Below are 20531 nucleotides of genomic sequence, written 5' to 3'. Positions count from 1 at the left end.
TAGCCCTTTTTTATTTATGGCTCAATTTCTTGGTCAAGAAGTCTCCCAAGAATTGGATTGTAAAGATAATCAAGATGATAATGATGGTTGCCAAGATGGTCACATCGTGATTGTAGCGATTAAATCCATAAGCGATGGCTACGTTACCGATACCACCAGCTCCAACCGCACCCGCCATAGCTGTTTCCCCAACAAGGGAAATCAAGGTCACAGTCGTCACACGGATCAAATCTGGAAGACCTTCTGATAGGTAAACACCCACGATGTCCCAGAAAGTCGCTCCGCTCGCTTGAGCCGCCTCAATGACACCACCATCCAATTCAGCCAAGACAACCTGCACTTGACGGGCAAAGAAGGCAAAGACCGCAAAAGATAGGGGTACGATAGCTGCATTTGGACCAATGCTTGTTCCTACGATTAGATGAGAGAAGGGTGACAAGACTGCCAAGAGAATGATGAAAGGAACCGCACGGAAAATAGAGGTAATCTTATCTAAAATCCAGAAGACGACCTTATTTTCCAAGACACCACCTGGCGCTGTCAAGACAAGGAAAAGACCTGCCACCAGTCCCAAGAGCCCTCCGATGATAAAGGAAAGAACTGTCATATAAAGGGTTAGGTAGATGGCTGTTCCCCAGCCTGCTTGACCAGCCCAGCCCATTTTATAGACATTTGGCAAATAGGTTTGAATCAATGATTCCATCTTACTGTCCTCCCTTCAATACTTTTAGCTGTACGCCTGCTTGACGAATGGCTTCTTGGGCACCTGCCAACGCTGCTTTTTCACCTGACAAGACCACAACTAATTCTCCAACAGGAGTACCATCGAGAATTTCGATATTTCCATAGAGGATATTAGCCGTTACTTGGTAATGCTTATACAATTCATTCAAAAGTGGCTCGTCTGTTGAAGCACCTGCGTACTTGAGCTGTACCAAAATGCTATTTTCAGACAAGTATTCCACGATTTCTTGCTTCTCGATTTTGACCATGGCTTCGTCAATACCTGTGGCTGTTGAGATAAAGTCTTGAGTCAAAGGTTGTTTAGGGTCTGAGAAGATTTCAAGGACACTACCCTCTTCAATCAAATGTCCGTCCTGCATAACTGCCACACGATTGGCAATGTCTTTGACAATCTGCATTTCATGCGTAATCAAGACAACAGTCAAGCCTAATTTTTGGTTCAAATCTTGCAACAAGGCCAAAATCTGCTTGGTTGTCTTAGGGTCAAGGGCAGACGTTGACTCATCTGAAATCAAGATTTTTGGATCATTGGCCAAGGCACGCGCAATGGCCACACGCTGTTTTTGCCCTCCAGATAATTGTGAAGGGTAGTTTTCAGCACGGTCTGCCAAGCCAACCAAGTCCAACAACTTAGCTACTTTAGCCTTCTTTTCTTCCTTGCTGAGTCCAGAGTGTTTAAGGGCAAAGGCTACATTCTCCTCTGCAGTCTTCTGGCTCATCAGGTTAAAATGCTGGAAAATCATCCCGATATCTTGACGTTTACGACGTAACTGCTCTGCCGTCAAGGCCACCTTGCCATCAAAAATCACATCATCGTCAATGGTAATTTTCCCTGCAGATGGCTTTTGCAAGAGATTAATCACCCGTACAAGGGTTGATTTCCCTGCTCCAGAATATCCAACAATTCCGTAAATATCCCCTTCTTGGATGTGAATGGTCACATCCTTGACCGCTGTGATGGTTCTCTTCTTTTGATGAAAAGTCACATCGATCTGATCTAACTTAATAATATCTCTACTCATAGCTTCTAATCAGCTCCTCTACTAATTCAATATGGGTGTAATAATCGGCGATTCGCACATTTTCATCTCCACCGTGGTCTCGGCTATTGGCATTTCCTAGACCAAAGGCCACCATTGGCACCTCTAGGGCATCAAAGACCGTATGCATGGGCCCTGTCCCAGCTGTAGTCGGCAAGACTGAAACGCCCTGTGGATAGAATTTCTTGGCCAACTCGATTACATTGAGAATGGCTGGCGCGCTCATATCGCTTCGATAGCTCATCTCTCCCAAGGTATAGTATAATTCTACCTTATCAAAGCCATTTTTGTCTAGCTGTTTCCGAATTTTTTCCAGAACATCATGCGGTTCTAAGCCCGGAACCAGACGAACCTCTAGCTTGGCACTGGCTTCTGCTGGCAAAATAGTCTTAACACCCTGACCTTGATAACCAGACTGGATTCCTTCTATATTAAGGGCCGGCTCGAAAAAGAAACGTTTTAGAAAGGCCATCCGCTCCTCCTGTAAGAGAGGCAACTCCAATCCATAAATCCGACTAACTTCCTCTGGGTTTCGTTGACCATAAGTTTCTAGCAAGGCCATTTCTCGTTCATTTGGTTCTTGAACTTCTTCGTACAAGCCTTCAACCAAGATACGGCCATCTGCAGCGCGAAGAGACTGTAAGGCTTGAAGGAGGTACCAGGGAGCTGATTCCACAACCCCACCATAACTAGAGTGAATGTCGACATCAGCGCTTTTTACCTTGGCATCAAAAGTCACAATCCCCTTATTTCCACCAGAAATTTCCAGCTGTTCCAAGGCATTTTTGGTCCCTTGTTCCCAGACCAACAAATCTGCGCCACGGAGTTTATCCGCATGTTTTTCCAGATACTTATCCAGATCTGTCGAAGCGGATTCCTCCGCTCCCTCCATGATAAAACTGATGTTGACAGGCAGGTCATCGTGGTGCTGCATGTATTTTCTCAAAGCACTCAAACGAGCTGTGATATGACCCTTATCATCGTCAACCCCACGCCCATACATGAAGCCATTGCGGACCGAAAGCGTAAAGGGATCCTCTGTCCAGACCTGATCCCCATCCGCTGGCACAGTGTCATAGTGGTTATAGAAAATCAAGGTCTTGGCATCTGGACGCGAACTCTTGAAATGCGCCATGACAAAGGGCGCTGTATAAGTCTCATCAATCTCCACTTCAGCCCCAACACGCTTAAAAATCTCACCCAAATAGTTTGCGACTTCCTTAAGTCCAACCTGCTGGGCAAAGACCGACTTCTTAGAAATCAAGGTACGCAAAACCTCAAAATAATGCTGGGCTACATGATCCTTTTCAAATTTTTCAATCTGTTCTTGTTCACTAGGAAAAACCATATTCTCTCTACCTTTCTATGAACTACTCTTCCTGACAATCCATGCTCTATACAAAAGCAAGAGGTGGAATTTTCTCTCCCACCTCCCTGTTTCTTATTACCAAACTGGTTGATCCAAACCGTCTGATGATTCTTCGATAACTTTTTTCACGTCATCTGTGTGGTAAGCTGCGATTACTTTCTTGATAGCATCAGCCTTAGGTGATGTTTCCCAATCTTTTTTCGCAACAATGATGTTGTACCATTGTTTTGAGTTTTCATCAGCTTGTTCTTTGAAAAGTGCTTTCTTGTAGTCCAATTTTGCTTCTGTAACGAAGGTATTGTTTACAACGGCAGCGTCAACTGATGACAATGAACGAGCTGTTTGGCTAGCATCCAATTCAGTGATTTTCAAGTTCTTTGGATTTTCTTTGATGTTAGCAACTGTTGCAAGAGCAGTTCCTGAAACGTCCAATTTAATCAAGCCAGCTGATTGAAGCAAGTAAAGCGCACGGCTTTCGTTTGTAGCATCGTTCGGTACAGCGATTTCTCCGTTTGCTGGGATGTCTTCTACTTTAGTGTACTTGTTGTCACTTCCATTCAAACCTGAGTAAAGGCGGATTGGAGAGATGTAAGTATCAGCAATCGCTACAAGGTCTTTCCCGTTTTCTTTGTTCCAGTTGTTCAAGAAGTTATAGTGTTGGAAAGCGTTCAAGTCTACTTCGCCATCAGCAGTTGCCTTGTTTGGTTGTGAGTAGTCTGTGAACTCTGTAAATTCCAAAGTGATACCGTCTTTTTTAACCAATTCTTGGATTTTATCCCAACGTTTTTCTTCAGAACCGCTACGGTTAACAGTTGCGATTTTGATAGTTGTTGCATTGTCTGCTTTCTTTTCTGAGTTTCCGCAAGCTGCAAGAGCCAAACCTGCGACTGTAGCAAGGGCTGCTAGGCCAAGCCATTTTTTGATTTTCATGATTCTTTCTCCTTAAAAATAATACCGTACTAGTATCTCATACTTTGTTTTATTTCACAAATTGTTATTAGATAGTCAGATATATAGTTTAAAACTATATATCTAAGAACTGAGAAATCACCCATCTGAATCAGAATGGATGATTTCAAGAAATTATTTAATATCAGCTTCTGCTGGTAGATAAGTGCCTCCGAAGAATTGTTTAGACAATTTTTCAAGAGTTCCATCTTTGTAGAGTTCTTGGATGCGTTTGTCCACAAACGTTTTCAACTCATCTTGACCTTTAGCAAGAAGTGGGTAAACGTAAGGTTGCTGGTCGCTTGGAAGTTCGATCACTTTCAAGTTGTCCAAACCTTGGTCCTTGATGACTGTTTCAACACCGATTTTATCAAAAATCTTGTAGTCAAACTGGCCATCGCTCAAGCGTCCCATGATTTGTTGGAAGTCTGCTTTAGTATACTTTAGGACAGTTGGATTATCTGAATGTTGTTTGTTGTAGTCTTCTAGCTGTTTAGCAGAAGTTGTCCCTTGAACAACTTCTGTTGATTTTCCACCGATATCATCAAGCGATTTGATGCTAGGGTCATCTTTTTTCACTACAAGAACGTTAGGGTTTTTAGCAGTTGGAGCTGCATAAAGGTATTTTTCAGCACGTTCTTTAGTGTAGCTGATGTTGGCAACAGCCATATTGTAACGGTCGGCATCAAGTCCTGCAAAGACTCCTGACCACTCTGTCTTCTCAAACTTGACATCATACTTGTCAGAGTCTTTAAAGATAGCGCGAACCACTTCAATTTCGTAACCAGTCAATTCGCCATTTTCTTCATAGATAAATGGCTTTGGTGATCCATTGGTTGCAACGATGATTTCTTTCTTGCTAGCTGCTTCTCCTTCTTTCTTAGCACCACCTGAGCAAGCTGCTAACACACCTGCAGCAACAAGAGCAAGGGCCGCAAGAGATGGGTATTTAACGATTTTTTTCATGTCATTTCCTCCAAAATAGAATACCTTATAATCTTAACAGAAAAAGACCATTTACGCCATTATATGATATCTATCTCTGTGATAAGTTTTCTTTATGGCTGATTTATACTCAATGAAAATCAAAGAGCAAACTAGAAAGCTAGCCACAGGTTGCTCAAAACACTGTTTTGAGGTTGGAGATAAGACTGACGAAGTCAGTTACATATACCTACGGAAAGGCAAAGCTGACGTGGTTTGAAGAGATTTTCGGAGAGTATTAAAAGACCAAACGCAAGACGGCAATCAAGACCACTCCAAAGAGAACTGTTCCGACTAGATTGCGGTAGCGAAAGGCTACCCAAGCTGTTGGAAAGACGGCTAAGAAGTCCAGCCATTTGATTTGAGGCAAACTTCCAACCTTACCTGCCACTACGCTTGAAAGAATCAAGGCAAAAATAATAGAGACGGGCAAGAACTTCAAAAAACGCTCAACGATCGCAGGCAAGCCCTTATACTTGACCAAGATGAAGGGAATCATACGGGGAATCCAGGTCACAAGACCAGAGAAAATAACTGCTAATAAAAGATACTTACTGACCATCTAAAACCACCCCCATGCTACAACCAAGTAGCGTCGCAAAGAGAACAGCTAGCGACTGAGACACCACTGTCAAGAGTAAAAAGAAGGACACCGCAACAACTGCTAGGATAATGAGCAGATTGCGGACAGGAATCCGTCTTTGCATAATCTGAAATTGCGAAGCAAAAATACCGATAAACATCCCAACTAGGGCAAAATCTAAACCAAAGATTTCTGGATTTGGTAACAGACCACCCAGAGCCGTTCCGGCTACTGTCCCCACAAACCAAGCCACATAGCTGTTGAGATTGTTTCCGTGCATCCACATAGGATTGACCTTGTCTGTATGGGCCAATTCTCCCATCAAAACACCATAGATCTCATCTGTCAAGATACTAGACATACCGATATTGTGCCAAAGACTGGTATGACGAAAATAGGTCGACGCATGCAAACTCAACAAAAAGAGACGCAAATTGATTAGAAAAACCGTCATAGCAATAGCTGCCACAGGAGCTTGAACCGCAATCAGTGCCAACATGGCAAACTGGGCACTCCCAGCATAAACAAAGAGGCTCATCAAGGCCATCTCTACAGGTGTCACATAGGGCGCACCAATAATCCCACAGGCCAGGCCGATACTGACATAACCAAGGGCCGTTGGCATGGCTGCCTGCGCCCCCTCCCAAAATCCTTTTTCTTTCATCTTTCTCCTCATATTGTCTTAATAAATGGGCTGAAAAGGCTCCAGCCACAGCATGGACTATTATAACACATTCAGGAAAGAGAAAAAAGTCTGCTGATTTTGACCATCATAAAAAGACTGGCAATCCAGTCTCAAACATATATTAAACAAATTCTCCGCTAAATACTTTCACGGATATTCAGAAGCATGACAAAGGCAACTAGAAGAAATAGCAATAAAACAAAGCTAACTGCCAGAGTTCCAAAGCTAGTAGCAATGGTTACCAAAGCTATTGTAAATAAGCTAGGTAAAACAACCGTAATAGCACCGATAGAAGATTGAACTGCTCCCATTGACTCCTCAGGTATTTGTTTAAAGACGAGTTCTTGCAATCTAGGAGAGAGAACACCTGCGAAAAAGGCATCCAAGGTACTAAAGATAAGAATCCAGTCAAAACGAACTGTGGCAAATCCTACTAGAAGAAGCAATTGGATGACAAGTGAGGCATAGAGAGCTGTTTTTATAGAAATCGTATTTTTCAGATAGCCACTTACAAGACTTCCGACAATCAGGGCTGACAGTTCAAAAGTGGATAGCAAGGCAAGAGATTGACCTGTTTGTAAATTCAAAAAGGGTTGATTCCTCAAAAACAGAGTAGAAACAGGAACTGTAACATTTATCACTGCTTGACTAATAGAAATAATAAACAAAACTAAGAGCACCTTATTCATATTCCATATCAATTTCGATGATTGGAGCAAATGCTGGCAAAAGGATTTTACAGAGAGTCCTTCTTGATAGCTAATCGTTTTTTCTACTTTCAAGAGGTCAGTTTTTATGAATAGGATACCTAAAAATGCGATTAAAAAGGTAAGAGCGTTCAGTAAGGAAATAAACTGGATGGATAGAATACCTAATAAGACTCCTCCTAAAATATTACTGATTGTTTTCACTAAACTAACAGTTGACTGTTTAAATCCAATAGCTTCTGCCAGATGGTCTTGTCCAATAATTCTAATGAAAATCGGAGTGAGCATGGCGCCTGAAAAATAACTCAATGTGTCAGACAAGAGGTTAATCAGACAAATAAAGGCTACTAGTACTAAGGAAAAGGACTGCCCTGAAAGCGATAAGGACACTATAGAGTAAAGCAAAAATTTTGCAAAACTAATAATTGTATATTTCAAGACACGATGATGTTGAAAATCCGCCAAAACTCCCAGAAAGATTTGTAGAACTTGGGGCAGGGTTTCTGAAATCGTGATAAGTAAAATCGCCAAAGGAGCAAAAGAGGCGTCTGCCACATAATTCAAAAAGGCCAGATAAAAAATCGTATCCCCAACCGTTGAAATCCACTGGTTGATGGTTAATTGCCTAAAATCTCTATTTTGAAGAAATACTTTCATTATAACTCCTTTTTAAGTTCAAATGGGAATCTTTCCCCAGAAATAGACCGCGATACTACTCACAACCAAAATTACAGCAACGGTAAAATTTGACCAATGCCATTGTAGACTATATGCAGTCCAATAGGCCAATAAATGGACTTGGTTACTCTAAACAAGATGGCAAATATGAGGCCACCACCCATATATACAAAAAAGTCTGTTAAAACCCAACCGTGATTACTAATGTGCAAGACCCCAAATAAAATAGCAGAACCAAGTACATCTAGTCCCCATTTCTTTCCTTTTTCCAGAGCTGTCATCACCAATCCCCGATAAATCATGTCTTCAAAAATGGGACCTGCTATAACAGGATAGAAAAAATACATCAAAAATGCTGTAGCTCCTGTAAAAGTAGGAACATCCAGTTGATAAGCAATTTCATTTTTGGTAGGAGGGAAAAGAAAAAAGGTGACGAAATTCCAAACAACAAAAGCAAGCAGAGCTAGGAAGGAATAGAAAAGATAGGATCCTTTAAACTTTCTACTCTTGATTTTCTGCCATTTGCCTGACTTAACCATAGCAAAAAAAGCAATAAAAACGACAAGAAAATGCAACATCATATCCGACAGATAATAACCAAAGTCAGATAGAACAAGAGCAAAGTCGCTAGATAAAACCAGACCACTAAGGTACTGATAAGCAAGGACGAGTAGAATCGCTATAAAAAAGTAGTATCTTGAAGTTATCTTTCCCATTTTATTTTCTCCTATACTATGAAATAAAGACAGCCCCTACCCAAGAAAAAGGCAAGGACTTTGAATATCAATAATGGCGACGATTAACAGTGGAAGAATCATGGTTAAAATATTTCTCCCAGAAATTAGTGATTGACCAAGACGTTCCTAAACCTCCCCAACTACCACCTGGGATAACGGCATTATACCCAAGTTCCCCTCCATAAACTGTCTCCAACTCAGCTTCTGTCAATTCCATTGTTTCTGCAAATTGTAAATTTAACATCTTTTACACTCCTTCAATTATCTTCATTTGTAAACCACTTCTGCGACCTAGGATTTGCTTCAAATGTTTTACAAGGACAGTATAACACGGAAATTGGCTTATTTTAGAAAATCGCATATTTGATATTTTTTCTTATAGAAATTTCAGATTTGCGATTTTGGTGAATTTGATTACTTCTCTGGTATAATAAAGTTATTACTAACAAGGAGGGATATAATGATGAAGAAAAGAAAAATACAACTGATACTCCTGCTTATTTCGGAGTGGGTTATTGTCATCCCGTTTTTAACTAATCGATAAACTCTTTGTATTGCTGCAAACGCAATTCAAAAAGGGCTGTCAATTGTGGATTTTCTAATACTTGCAGAGATTGGATAAAATTTTCAATCTCTTTTTGGTTGCTTCCCTTGGTTTGAAGAAAAATACTCATTTTCTTTAAAAATTGCCACGATACTTTCTCAAAAACATCGTACGGACGCAACATGCTCTCCAACTCGGCTTCGAAGATTGGGATGTATGAGAAAAGTTTTCGCTCCATGAGCTCTGATATAATATTCAGAAAGCCACTTTTCATATACAGTCTATTATGTACCAACTCTTTAAATTCTTTGGATTTTTCGAGTAAGGAGGTTGATAAAAAGATCAGATCTTGATTGCTCAAGAAGGGCATAGTATTGCAAAAGAGATAGAGTTCAAACCAGGTCCAAGACTCGATAGCATAGAGATAGGTGGTCAAAAACTCGCTATCCTCCTCTGCTAGTGGGTAGCTTTTATCTAGTGAGTGGATGGCATCTTTGATTACAATAGCATTCAAACGACGATAGGTCTCTGCCATCTGTTCTTGCTTGATTTTCTCCAATAGTTGCTCTAAGCCAGCGATATCTTGGTGGGCAAAGCGATCCACAACCTTTCGACCGATTCGCATATGTGGAGATTCTTGATAGTTGTTGAGCTTGTGCCCAAACTCATCAAAGGTCACATTTATACCTTGGATGGCTAGGATCAACTTATCTGCAGATAGCATAGACTGCCCTAGTTCGAACTTGGATAGCTGAGAAGCTGTTAGACCCTCACAAGCCACATCTGACTGCTTGAGCTTTCTAGCCAAGCGCAATTCCTTGTAAAATTCTCCCAATTCCATTCTCTCAATCATCTTGCCACCTCCTAGCTTTTGCATATTATATCATTATTTTTATAGTTTTGTCAAAATATTCTGACATTTCAAAGGGTGAAAAAGCCAGCCTTAAGCTGACTCCATTTTATTCCATGGTATCAAAAGCGAGACTTGGTTTGGCATTGAGGTCCAAGCTTGCAAAGTTTTCTTTGTTCCACTCGCTGACGCTGGCATAGGCAATCATACCTGCATTGTCTCCGCAGAGGCGCAGAGGTGGGATGATAACCTTGACATCTGTGATTTCGGCCGCTAGGCGTTCTCTGAGGCCTTTATTGGCTGCTACCCCACCTGCTACGACAAGGGTTTTAACAGGGTATTTCTCCAAAGCCTTCTTAGTTTTTGCCATAAGAATATCCAAGACAGCTGCTTGGAAGGAAGCACACAAATCCTCTGTGGACAAGCTTTCTCCCTTTTGCTCGGCATTGTGGTGAAGATTGATAAAGGCCGATTTCAAACCTGAGAATGAAAACTCCAGATTATCTTCCTTAATCATGGCACGAGGAAAATCATAAATATCCTGTCCCTGATGAGCTAGCTCGTCAATCTCACGACCGGCAGGATAGGTCAAGCCCATGACACGGCCAACCTTATCATAGGCCTCCCCAACCGCGTCATCTCGTGTTTCTCCAACAATCTTGTAGTCCCCAGCCTCCGAAACATAAACCAACTCTGTGTGTCCACCGCTAACCAAAAGGGCTAGCAAGGGAAACTCCAAAGACTCCACACTCTGAGCGGCCATGAGGTGACCAGCCATGTGGTTAACAGGAATCAGCGGAAGTCCATGAGCCCAAGCAAAGGCCTTAGCAGCTGACAAACCGACTAGTAAGGCTCCGACCAAGCCCGGTCCATAGGTAACCGCCACAGCTGTCACGTCCTCTTCGGTAATCCCTGCTTCGGCTAACGCCTCCTCGATACAGGCTGTAATGACCTCTACATGGTGACGACTGGCTACTTCCGGCACTACGCCTCCAAAACGTTTGTGACTCTCAATTTGACTAGCAATGACATTGGACAAGAGCTCATCGTCGTTTTTCAAGACGGCGACACTGGTCTCATCACAGGATGTCTCAAATGCTAAAATATATCTATCCTTCATCTATTTCTCTCTTCATGATAATGGCGTCCTCGACTGGGGCATGGTAGTAGGCCTTTCGCTCAGCGATGACTGCCATCTTTTCTTTCTTGTAAAATGCTTGCGCTCGTTGATTTGACTTTCTGACTTCGAGGAAAATCTCCTTATCTGTCGGCAACTGAGCAAACAAGGCTGACGCAATTCCCTGACCCTGATAGGCTCCTTTGACAGCGATTTGCAAGACTTCTGCCTCAAAGATATTTTCCTGCACAGCTAGAAATCCAATCACTTCTGCCCCATCATAAGCCAGAGCATACCAAGTCTGATCTTGAGCCAGGTCTGCTTGGATTTGCTCCAGTGCCCAAGGACTGACTGAGTAAACAGCTACCATGACAGCGTAGATGGCTTGAGCCAAGTCAGGCTGTTGTTGGATTCGTTTGATTTCTATCATAGGCGTTTAATGTAAGACTCGCCAGACTCGGTGTGATTCTTGAGCCAGTTTTCCTCAGCCTCGACACGCTTGAGGTAGTTAGGCACAAAGTCGTGTAAGGAGTCTGCTTCCTTGTCCCAGGCCAAAAGAGCAAGATTGGCTGCATTAGGCAGGGTTTCTTTGAAATTAGTCCTTGGCAAGTGTTCTTGAATCTGCTCCACAAAGGTGCCAACTTCTCCGACAAAGGTTACCTGGCTAGCACCCTTGATTAGCTCAATCACTCGCTCAAAGGGCAGGTGTGCTTCTGGCATGACAGGTTTGGCATTTTCATAAAATCCTGCGTAAACATTGTTGCGACGCGCATCCATCAAGGGGACAAACAAACCTTCTTGTTGGTAGGGCACCAGAGCCAAGAGACTCGACATACCAACCAACTCGATGTTCAGGGTATGAGCTAAGGTCTTGGCAGTTGCTACCGCAATTCGCAAGCCTGTGTAGCTACCTGGCCCTTCCGCCACCACGATTCGGTCCAAATCCTTGGGCGTCCAATCCAAACTTGCCATCAAAAAATCGATGGCAGGCATAAGGGTAATACTGTGATTTTTCTTAATATTAATCGTCGTCTCGGCAAGAACCTGCTTGTCCTCTAAAATAGCCAGAGAAAGAGCCTTGCTAGACGTATCAAAAGCTAATACTTTCATAACACATTCCTATCTTTTTGTCTGCTTACTATTATACTACAAAAGCTGGCACATGGGAATTTTCTTTATCCTCAAACAAGAGTGCCCTCACTTAACTAAAAATAATTTAAAAAAATGTTCACTTTTCCTTTTCTTTTACGAATATAAAAGTGAACAAGAAAAAAGGAGGAAAGTTCAATGACAAATTTTGACGTTCTTGACAATCAATTTTTATCCTTATCTGAAAATGAATTATCAGATATTGATGGCGGTCTCGCTCCCTTGGTTATCTTTGGAGTAGCAGTATCTTGGAAAGCTATTGCAGGTGGAACAGCACTTATAGGTTCTGGTTTGGCAGCTGGTTATTTTTTAGGAGGAGATTAATATGATGAAAGATTTGAACAACTATTGTGAAATTTCTACTAAGGAATTGCAAGAAATAAAGGGTGGCTTTGGTGTAGGTGTTGGTATCGCTTTATTTATGGCAGGTTATACCATTGGAAAAGACCTTCGTAAAAAGTTTGGTAAGTCATGCTAGATAAGAAACACATTTTTAGAAGGATAAATTTTATTGTCTTCATCTCTTACAGTTTGCTCAGCATTCTCAATGATTTAAACATGACTACTATCCCTTTACCAATTGATCTATCTGTTTGTATTGTTTTATTTTTATGCTTCAACTCTATTTTTGAGCAGAACAATGACTCCCATAAAAATAATAAGCTCTGAAAATTCCATTGTCATGTCATTTTAGAAAAATGCAAAGACCACCTCATCTTGATAGATGGGGTGGAATTTTCGTGTCATAAATTTACTATCTTTTGCCACCAAACAAAAAGCCCCAGCATAAGCGGGGCATCTAAGCATTTAATCCAAAGTAAAATACAAACCAAACGACATAGGTTACAAGGAGGAGAAAAAGCGAGTAGAGAGTCACAAAGGTAATTTTCCACAAGAACTTGGTTTGTCGTCGTTCCAGTTTGGTAAATAGAAGATTACCCGCATAAACGCAAGCAACAAAAACAATAAAAGCTACCAAGCGAGCTCCGATAGCAAAAGCAAATAAGTTATACATAGAGCAACCTCCTTAGTTTAAATTTATCTTAATAAGTAAAGTGAAATATTGCATAAGTATCCATTTTTAATATCGCAAATATATTTTTTAAAGACATAAACACATCTACAAGCGCCTATAAACAGAAACCTTAAAAGATAAGTTAAAACTTATAAGATAAGATTCTGTTCATAGACACCAATACTCATATCAACACTTTTACGTAACAACTCATATTTTACAAAAACTTGGTCTTATACGAATCTAGAAAATAGAACCACAGCTGCTCTTGCATATGCTCCTTTAGTTGTATTCCAAGCATTATTTGCTACAATAGGAGATAATCTTATTAGGAATGCGGCATTGCAACTTCTATTATCTGCTAAAAATCCCTTAAAACACTTATCATGATAGAAACAAGCCATATCTAAATCATCAATAGCTGGAATAGAATATCCATTATTTCCCATAACCACAATAATTACCATAAGAGCCTATAGGAAAAAGAGAGCGATCCATTCTAGCCAAATCAGTTGACTCTCCGTTAGTCTCTATATCCGTTACGATTTCGTTTAAAACACGCCCTACCTCCAAAGCTTCATTATCTAAACCAAGCTCCTCTGCTTTATCTAATCTAACTACAGGGAAAGCATGTTCATTCAATTCGGTAACTTTATCCAATTCAGAAGTATCTATAAAGTTAAACATAATATCAATAGCACTAAACAATATAGTTTCCGAATTATTTCCTTTCCAGCTTATACTATTTCTTTCTATTATTATAGCATATACTTTTTGATATTGCAAGCGTTTACCAAAGAAATCGTCCCATGACTTTCTCGTTTCCGTCTTTTACTAATTTTTCATTTTGTGGTATAATTGAAATAATTGTAACGAATCAAGGTCAATCTAGACACAAAATGGAATGAAATCAAGCAAATCTATGCTAAAAGTTTGGAATAAGCTGACCTGTAAAATAGAAAGGAACTATATGATTTACAAAGTTTTTTATCAAGAAACAAAAGAACGTAGCCCACGTCGTGAAACAACACGCGCACTATACCTAGACATCGATGCCAACTCAGAACTTGAGGGCCGTATCGCTGCTCGCCAACTTGTCGAAGAAAATCGCCCAGAGTACAATATCGAGTATATCGAACTCTTGTCTGACAAATTGCTAGATTACGAAAAAGAAACTGGCGCCTTCGAAATTACGGAGTTCTAATATGGCCTACACTCTTAAACCTGAAGAAGTCGGCGTTTTTGCCATCGGTGGTCTGGGAGAAATCGGGAAAAATACATACGGAATTGAATACCAAGATGAGATTATCATCGTCGATGCTGGGATTAAATTCCCAGAAGATGACTTGCTGGGTATCGACTATGTCATTCCTGACTACTCATACATCGTGGACAATATCGACCGCGTCAAGGCTGTTTTAATCACACACGGACACGAGGACCACATTGGTGGGATTCCGTTCCTGCTCAAGCAAGCAAATGTCCCTATCTATGCTGGACCACTTGCCTTGGCTTTGATCCGTGGGAAACTCGAAGAACACGGCCTCTTGCGCAACGCCAAACTTTACGAAATAAACCACAACACTGAGTTGACCTTTAAAAATCTCAAGGCAACTTTCTTTAGAACGACTCACTCTATTCCAGAGCCTTTGGGAATTGTCATTCATACTCCGCAAGGAAAAATCATCTGTACGGGCGACTTCAAGTTCGACTTTACTCCAGTTGGAGAACCTGCAGACTTGCATCGTATGGCTGCCCTTGGTGAAGAAGGCGTGCTTTGTCTTCTGTCTGACTCAACAAATGCAGAAGTGCCAACCTTTACCAACTCTGAAAAAGTCGTTGGTCAGTCCATCATGAAGATTATCCAAGGCATTGAAGGACGTATCATCTTTGCATCCTTTGCCTCAAATATCTTCCGTCTCCAGCAAGCAACTGAAGCTGCTGTTAAGACTGGACGTAAGATTGCGGTCTTTGGTCGTTCTATGGAAAAGGCCATTGTCAACGGAATCGACCTTGGCTACATCAAAGCTCCTAAGGGAACCTTTATCGAGCCAAATGAAATCAAAGACTACCCTGCTGGCGAGGTTCTGATCCTCTGTACAGGTAGTCAGGGCGAGCCTATGGCAGCCCTCTCTCGTATCGCCAACGGAACCCACCGTCAGGTACAACTCCAACCCGGTGATACCGTTATCTTCTCTTCAAGCCCAATCCCTGGAAATACGACTAGCGTCAACAAGCTGATTAACATCATTTCTGAAGCTGGTGTCGAAGTTATCCACGGTAAAGTGAACAATATCCATACATCTGGACACGGTGGCCAGCAAGAGCAAAAACTCATGCTCCGCTTGATTAAGCCAAAATACTTCATGCCTGTCCACGGTGAATACCGCATGCAAAAAGTCCATGCTGGACTAGCAGTGGATACTGGTGTTGAGAAGGACAATATCTTTATCATGAGTAATGGTGATGTGCTTGCCCTTACTGCTGACTCAGCTCGTATTGCAGGTCATTTCAACGCCCAAGACATCTATGTCGATGGAAATCGTATCGGTGAAATCGGCGCAGCTGTCCTCAAAGACCGTCGTGATCTATCTGAAGACGGTGTCGTTTTAGCAGTCGCAACTGTTGACTTCAAGTCGCAGATGATTCTATCTGGTCCAGACATCCTCAGCCGAGGCTTTGTCTACATGAGAGAGTCTGGCGACCTGATTCGCCAAAGCCAGCGTATCCTCTTCAATGCCATTCGTATCGCACTGAAAAACAAGGATGCTAGCGTGCAATCTGTCAATGGTGCCATTGTCAACGCTATTCGCCCCTTCCTCTATGAAAATACCGAACGTGAACCGATTATCATCCCGATGATCCTCACACCAGATGAAGAATAATACTCTTCGAAAATCTCTTCAAACCACGTCAGCTTCGCCTTGCCGTATATATGGTTACTGACTTCGTCAGTTCTATCCACAACCTCAAAGCAGTGCTTTGAGCAACCTACGGCTAGCTTCCTAGTTTGCTCTTTGATTTTCATTGAGTACAAGTCAACAAAACAGCCCCGTCTTCGGAGCTGTTTTTCTCTATGCTTTCTTTTGAGATTAAAACTCAATGAAAATCAGACCAGAAGGCTAGGAAAATGCATAACTTGAGTTAGCTCCCATAGTTCGGGGAACTATGGGAGGTTGGAGATGAATCAAAGCCAAGCTTTGAACTCATTCGTAAGAAGCCGACGACGTATCATTTTGATTTTTGAAGAGTTTTAGAAATACTACGATTTTTACCTTCCAGATACACCATCAAAATAGAAATATCTGCTGGGTTTACTCCCGAAATACGGCTGGCTTGACCGATGGTTTCTGGATTGATGAGTTTGAACTTCTGACGAGCTTCGGTTGCGATAGAATCAATGTCATCCCAATCAATATTGGCTGGAATGCGTTTTTCTTCCATACGTTTCATCTTAGCAACCTGGTCCATGGCTTTGGAAATATAGCCTTCGTACTTGATTTCTGTTTCAATCAATTCGATAATCTTGTCATCCAAGTCCTCTGCAGCTGGTCCGATGAAGGCCACCACATCTTGGTAAGAAACTTCTGGACGGCGAAGGAACTCCTTGGCTGTCACTGCATCTGTCAACGGCTTGAAGCCCATCTCCTCAACCTTGGCATTGGTTTCCTTGACTGGCTTGAGTTTGATGCTGTCTAGGCGTTTCATCTCATTTTCAAATTGATTTTTCTTGATTTCAAAGCGAGTCCAGCGTTCATCATCCACAAGACCAATCTCACGGCCCATCTCAGTCAAACGCATATCAGCATTGTCATGGCGGAGAATGAGGCGGTATTCAGCACGACTGGTCAAAAGGCGATAAGGCTCAATCGTTCCCTTGGTCACCAAGTCATCAATCATCACCCCGATATAACCGTCACTGCGCTTCAAAATCAACTCAGGTTTACCTTGGATTTTCAGAGCCGCATTGATCCCAGCGATAATCCCTTGGCCTGCTGCCTCTTCATAACCTGACGTTCCATTAGTCTGACCAGCAGTGAAAAGTCCGGAGATTTTCTTGGTTTCCAGAGTCGCACGCAACTGGTGTGGCAAGACCATATCGTACTCGATGGCATAACCTGTTCGCATCATCTCTGCATTTTCCAAACCTTTGATAGAATGAACCAGCTCACGTTGCACATCTTCAGGTAAACTGGTTGAGAGGCCTTGGACATAGACTTCCTCTGTATTGCGCCCTTCTGGCTCTAGGAAAAGTTGGTGGCGTTCCTTGTCTGCAAAGCGCACAATCTTGTCCTCAATCGACGGACAGTAACGAGGGCCCACTCCCTTGACCACACCTGTAAACATAGGCGCACGGTGGAGGTTGTTTTGGATAATCTCATGACTGGTACCATTGGTATAGGTCAACCAGCATGGCACTTGATCCTTGACATAGTCCTCATCACGTGAAGTATATGAGAAGTGATTTGGCGCTTCGTCTCCTGGCTGAATCTCTGTCACATCATAATTGATAGAAGAAGCCTTGACACGTGGAGGCGTCCCTGTCTTGAAACGACCAATTTCGAGTCCCAGTTCCTTGAGATTATCAGCAAGGTTAATAGAAGCTAGGCTGTGGTTAGGGCCTGATGAGTACTTGAGATCTCCGATGATAATTTCCCCACGAAGGGCCGTCCCTGTCGTCACGATAACAGCCTTAGCAGCATATTCTTGATGGGTAGCTGTACGCACACCGACAACCTTGCCGTCTTCCACTAAAATCTCATCAATCATGGTTTGACGAAGGGTCAGATTTTCTTGATTTTCAACCGTCTTGCGCATTTCCTTAGAGTAAAGTTCCTTATCAGCCTGCGCACGAAGGGCACGGACGGCTGGCCCCTTCCCTGTGTTAAGCATCTTCATCTGGATGTAAGTCTTGTCAATGGTTTTGGCCATCTCGCCACCGAGGGCATCGACTTCACGCACGACAATCCCCTTGGCAGAACCACCGATAGAGGGATTACAAGGCATGAAAGCCAGCATTTCAATATTGATGGTCGCAAGCAGGACCTTACAGCCCATACGGCTAGCGGCCAAGGAAGCCTCAACCCCAGCGTGTCCCGCACCAATTACAATAATATCGTATTCTTCAGTAAAATGATAAGTCATGTTTCTCTCCTATTCCTCAAGATGAATGTGTCTTAGTTGGCCTTCCCAATCTGGTAGGGCTGTTTTTAAAAAGGCTGGAACTAGCTGGATATTCTGGAGCTTATCCAAGTCAATCCACTCACAGGGCTGCCTTTTCTCATCTTCCTGCATGGTCAACGGGGCATCTTCAAGCAAATCCACCAGATAATGAAACTCGATATTGTGATAGGAAACGCCGTCCACTTCAAAACGATTTTCAACCACAAAAGCTAGCTGCCCAGCTTGAGATTTAACACCCAGTTCTTCCTTCACTTCACGGACTACCGCGTCTTCCGTTTTTTCGTTAACTTGAATCGCACCGCCGATAATGTAATACTTGCCCTTGTCTTTGGTGACTAGAAGCTTGCGATTTTGAAGAATCAAAGCTGTCGCCCGAACACCAAAAACCGTATTGTCTACTTTTGTCCGAAAGTCTTGTTGAGTCATTCTTGTCCTTTCCCTTAAACGACACAAAAACAGTCAAAACTACAAAGAAGTGCAGGACAAAAAAGCCTGCAACATCCATGAGCTTTGACCATCATTTCTATTGCTGTTATTATTGTAGCAAATTGAGAAAATTTGTCAATCTAAATGTACTGACAAACTTGTCCATCGCGGTAAGCATTGTCAATCAAACCACCACCTAGACACTCTTCGCCATCGTAAAAGACAACTGCCTGTCCTGGTGTAATCGCGCGTTGTGGTTCCGCAAAGATGACCTCTGCCTTGTCTCCTTTGACATGGACGGTCACCTTAGAGTCAGGCTGACGGTAACGGAATTTAGCCGTACATTCTAGCGTAAACTCTTCTGGCATTTCACGAGTAAAGTGGACTTGACTGGCTTCTAGGCTAGTTGACATGAGCGAATCATGGTAGAATCCTTGTCCTACATAGAGAATATTCTTGCTTAGATCTTTTCCGACAACGAACCAAGGGGCATTGTCACCGCCGTGTTGCCCACCGATACCGAGTCCGCCACGCTGACCGATTGTATAGTACATAAGACCTGCATGCTCGCCCATATCGCGACCATCCACAGTCATCATGCGACCAGGCTGAGCTGGCAGGTAGTTGCTGAGGAAGTTTTTAAAGTTCTTTTCTCCGATAAAGCAAATCCCTGTCGAGTCTTTCTTCTTAGCAGTCGAAAGGCCTGCTTCTTCTGCTAGTTTTCGAACTTCAGGCTTTTCCAAATGTCCTAGTGGGAACATGGTTTTTTGAAGTTGTTCTTGCGAAAGTTGGCTGAGGAAATAGGTCTGGTCCTTGCCATTGTCCACGCCACGAAGCATGTGAACAGTGCCGTCCTCATCACGCGCCACTCGAGCATAATGCCCAGTCGCTACATAGTCTGCCCCCAAGGTCATGGCATAGTCCAAAAAGGCCTTGAACTTGATTTCCTTGTTGCACATAACGTCCGGATTTGGCGTGCGCCCTGCACGGTATTCCGCTAGGAAATACTCAAAAACGCGGTCCCAGTACTCTTTTTCAAAATTGACAGAGTAGTAAGGAATACCAATCTGGTCTGCCACCGCAGCCACATCCTTATAATCTTCGGTCGCCGTACAGACGCCGTTTTCATCTGTGTCATCCCAGTTCTTCATGAAGATACCGATCACATCGTAGCCCTGCTCCTTGAGCAAAAGAGCCGTCACCGACGAATCAACACCACCACTCATCCCCACAACAACACGTGTTTTAGAGTTATCACTCATGGTAAGTCTCCCATCTATTCGTTTATTTATACCCCTCAAAATTCTATTTACTATGACTTTCAATAGAATTTCTTCGAGTATAGTCTTTTCGTTTGCTTTTAGGACTAGGCAACGAGTCGCAGGCATAACTTGAGTTCGCTCAATTAGTCTGGGAGACTGATTGAGGTTATAAATCAGACAAGCTCAGCTTGAATCTCATTTCGAGTTAACGACGTAATAAAAGATAAGCGAAATGACTAGTTCACGATTGAAGGTCGTGTGTGCTTTAACGATTGAAGGTCGCTTGAGCAGTATTCATTATAACATGCTTGGTTAGAGAAGACAAGGAAAGGAGCCAATCTTGACTCCTTTATTGAAGAAATTGTTTTAACCTTGTCCTTTCTTTTCTAAGCCGAAAATGAAATGGTAATCGATAAAGATGCCCATGATTGAATAGGCACATAAAATATCCTATACTTACCTTCCATTATTCCGTGATTGAATGTATTTATACTGGACTAAAATCAAAA

22 protein-coding genes and 1 pseudogene are annotated in these 20531 nt (G+C 42.3%); 4 read left to right on the top strand and 19 right to left on the bottom strand.

Going from position 1 to position 20531, the window contains the following annotated elements:
- Window positions 1-10: 10 nt before the first annotated feature.
- The 14 genes from HT693_RS01850 to tsaB form a co-directional block, all read right to left on the bottom strand.
- Complete coding sequence (locus HT693_RS01850) at window positions 11-703, bottom strand: methionine ABC transporter permease (RefSeq protein ID WP_000444653.1); 693 nt, start codon at window positions 701-703, stop codon at window positions 11-13.
- A gap of 1 nt (window position 704) precedes the next feature.
- Window positions 705-1766, bottom strand: coding sequence for a methionine ABC transporter ATP-binding protein (locus HT693_RS01845; protein WP_000085652.1), 1062 nt, complete (start codon window positions 1764-1766; stop codon window positions 705-707).
- Entirely contained in the window at window positions 1759-3132 is a 1374-nt protein-coding gene (locus HT693_RS01840; RefSeq protein ID WP_000231811.1) for a M20/M25/M40 family metallo-hydrolase, read from the bottom strand. Before HT693_RS01840 ends, HT693_RS01845 begins: the two co-directional genes overlap by 8 nt.
- Before the next feature lie 96 nt (window positions 3133-3228).
- Window positions 3229-4083 carry a MetQ/NlpA family ABC transporter substrate-binding protein gene (locus HT693_RS01835; RefSeq protein ID WP_172924721.1) on the bottom strand — a complete coding sequence of 285 codons (855 nt, stop codon included), beginning with the start codon at window positions 4081-4083 and terminating at the stop codon, window positions 3229-3231.
- A 153-nt stretch (window positions 4084-4236) separates the two neighbouring features.
- The gene (locus tag HT693_RS01830; RefSeq protein ID WP_172924718.1) at window positions 4237-5067 is read right to left on the bottom strand and encodes an amino acid ABC transporter substrate-binding protein; all 831 of its coding nucleotides are present in this window, start codon (window positions 5065-5067) and stop codon (window positions 4237-4239) included.
- Window positions 5068-5323: 256 nt separating this feature from the next.
- The gene (locus HT693_RS01825; protein WP_000253927.1) at window positions 5324-5647 is read right to left on the bottom strand and encodes an AzlD domain-containing protein; all 324 of its coding nucleotides are present in this window, start codon (window positions 5645-5647) and stop codon (window positions 5324-5326) included.
- Window positions 5637-6332 carry an AzlC family ABC transporter permease gene (locus tag HT693_RS01820; RefSeq protein ID WP_172924716.1) on the bottom strand — a complete coding sequence of 232 codons (696 nt, stop codon included), beginning with the start codon at window positions 6330-6332 and terminating at the stop codon, window positions 5637-5639. The genes HT693_RS01825 and HT693_RS01820 overlap by 11 nt, the downstream gene beginning before the upstream one ends.
- A gap of 158 nt (window positions 6333-6490) precedes the next feature.
- A complete protein-coding gene (locus HT693_RS01815; RefSeq protein WP_023935536.1) occupies window positions 6491-7717 on the bottom strand; it encodes an MFS transporter in 1227 nt (408 codons plus the stop codon).
- Between the two features lie 71 nt (window positions 7718-7788).
- A complete protein-coding gene (locus HT693_RS01810) occupies window positions 7789-8454 on the bottom strand; it encodes a CPBP family intramembrane glutamic endopeptidase (protein ID WP_023935534.1) in 666 nt (221 codons plus the stop codon).
- A gap of 67 nt (window positions 8455-8521) precedes the next feature.
- Window positions 8522-8719, bottom strand: a complete 198-nt coding sequence (locus HT693_RS01805) for a peptide pheromone VP1 (protein ID WP_000933471.1) — start codon at window positions 8717-8719, stop codon at window positions 8522-8524.
- 289 nt (window positions 8720-9008) lie between these two features.
- Window positions 9009-9872, bottom strand: a complete 864-nt coding sequence (locus HT693_RS01800; RefSeq protein ID WP_023935532.1) for an XRE/MutR family transcriptional regulator — start codon at window positions 9870-9872, stop codon at window positions 9009-9011.
- 106 nt (window positions 9873-9978) lie between these two features.
- Complete coding sequence (tsaD, locus tag HT693_RS01795) at window positions 9979-10989, bottom strand: tRNA (adenosine(37)-N6)-threonylcarbamoyltransferase complex transferase subunit TsaD (RefSeq protein ID WP_023935530.1); 1011 nt, start codon at window positions 10987-10989, stop codon at window positions 9979-9981.
- Window positions 10979-11416: a ribosomal protein S18-alanine N-acetyltransferase gene (gene rimI / locus HT693_RS01790; protein WP_138699714.1), complete on the bottom strand. Its 438-nt coding sequence runs from the start codon at window positions 11414-11416 to the stop codon at window positions 10979-10981. The genes tsaD and rimI overlap by 11 nt, the downstream gene beginning before the upstream one ends.
- The gene (tsaB, locus tag HT693_RS01785; protein ID WP_138699715.1) at window positions 11413-12096 is read right to left on the bottom strand and encodes a tRNA (adenosine(37)-N6)-threonylcarbamoyltransferase complex dimerization subunit type 1 TsaB; all 684 of its coding nucleotides are present in this window, start codon (window positions 12094-12096) and stop codon (window positions 11413-11415) included. Before tsaB ends, rimI begins: the two co-directional genes overlap by 4 nt.
- A gap of 177 nt (window positions 12097-12273) precedes the next feature.
- Between tsaB and cibA the strand changes: the two genes are divergently transcribed.
- Both cibA and cibB read left to right on the top strand, forming a co-directional pair.
- Window positions 12274-12459, top strand: a complete 186-nt coding sequence (gene cibA / locus HT693_RS01780) for a fratricide two-peptide bacteriocin subunit CibA (RefSeq protein WP_000180841.1) — start codon at window positions 12274-12276, stop codon at window positions 12457-12459.
- A 1-nt stretch (window position 12460) separates the two neighbouring features.
- Window positions 12461-12613, top strand: a complete 153-nt coding sequence (cibB, locus tag HT693_RS01775) for a fratricide two-peptide bacteriocin subunit CibB (protein WP_000974046.1) — start codon at window positions 12461-12463, stop codon at window positions 12611-12613.
- Between the two features lie 321 nt (window positions 12614-12934).
- On the opposite strand, the gene HT693_RS01770 is transcribed toward cibB, so the two are convergent.
- Both HT693_RS01770 and HT693_RS12340 read right to left on the bottom strand, forming a co-directional pair.
- Window positions 12935-13150, bottom strand: coding sequence for a hypothetical protein (locus HT693_RS01770; protein ID WP_000282480.1), 216 nt, complete (start codon window positions 13148-13150; stop codon window positions 12935-12937).
- A gap of 374 nt (window positions 13151-13524) precedes the next feature.
- A pseudogene (locus HT693_RS12340) lies at window positions 13525-13618 on the bottom strand (phospholipase); the annotation flags it as partial.
- Window positions 13619-14120: 502 nt separating this feature from the next.
- Between HT693_RS12340 and HT693_RS01755 the strand changes: the two are divergent.
- Together HT693_RS01755 and HT693_RS01750 are read left to right on the top strand one after the other, a co-directional pair.
- Window positions 14121-14354 carry a DNA-dependent RNA polymerase subunit epsilon gene (locus HT693_RS01755; protein ID WP_000639571.1) on the top strand — a complete coding sequence of 78 codons (234 nt, stop codon included), beginning with the start codon at window positions 14121-14123 and terminating at the stop codon, window positions 14352-14354.
- Between the two features lies 1 nt (window position 14355).
- A complete protein-coding gene (locus HT693_RS01750; RefSeq protein WP_000331962.1) occupies window positions 14356-16035 on the top strand; it encodes a ribonuclease J in 1680 nt (559 codons plus the stop codon).
- Window positions 16036-16381: 346 nt separating this feature from the next.
- Here the strand turns inward: HT693_RS01750 and mnmG are convergent, their stop codons facing one another.
- The 3 genes from mnmG to mnmA all read right to left on the bottom strand — a co-directional run bounded on the left by mnmG (window position 16382) and on the right by mnmA (window position 20022).
- Window positions 16382-18295, bottom strand: a complete 1914-nt coding sequence (gene mnmG / locus HT693_RS01745; protein WP_000220961.1) for a tRNA uridine-5-carboxymethylaminomethyl(34) synthesis enzyme MnmG — start codon at window positions 18293-18295, stop codon at window positions 16382-16384.
- A gap of 9 nt (window positions 18296-18304) precedes the next feature.
- The gene (locus tag HT693_RS01740) at window positions 18305-18760 is read right to left on the bottom strand and encodes an NUDIX hydrolase (RefSeq protein WP_000193612.1); all 456 of its coding nucleotides are present in this window, start codon (window positions 18758-18760) and stop codon (window positions 18305-18307) included.
- A gap of 140 nt (window positions 18761-18900) precedes the next feature.
- Window positions 18901-20022, bottom strand: a complete 1122-nt coding sequence (gene mnmA / locus HT693_RS01735; RefSeq protein ID WP_001282951.1) for a tRNA 2-thiouridine(34) synthase MnmA — start codon at window positions 20020-20022, stop codon at window positions 18901-18903.
- Window positions 20023-20531: the final 509 nt, after the last annotated feature.

It is taken from the genome of Streptococcus sp. 2154, from assembly GCF_013277255.1.
In the GTDB taxonomy this organism is placed as follows: domain Bacteria; phylum Bacillota; class Bacilli; order Lactobacillales; family Streptococcaceae; genus Streptococcus; species Streptococcus pseudopneumoniae.
The sequence above is the reverse complement of the archived record's forward strand: the minus strand, read 5'-3'. Positions and strand labels throughout refer to the sequence as shown.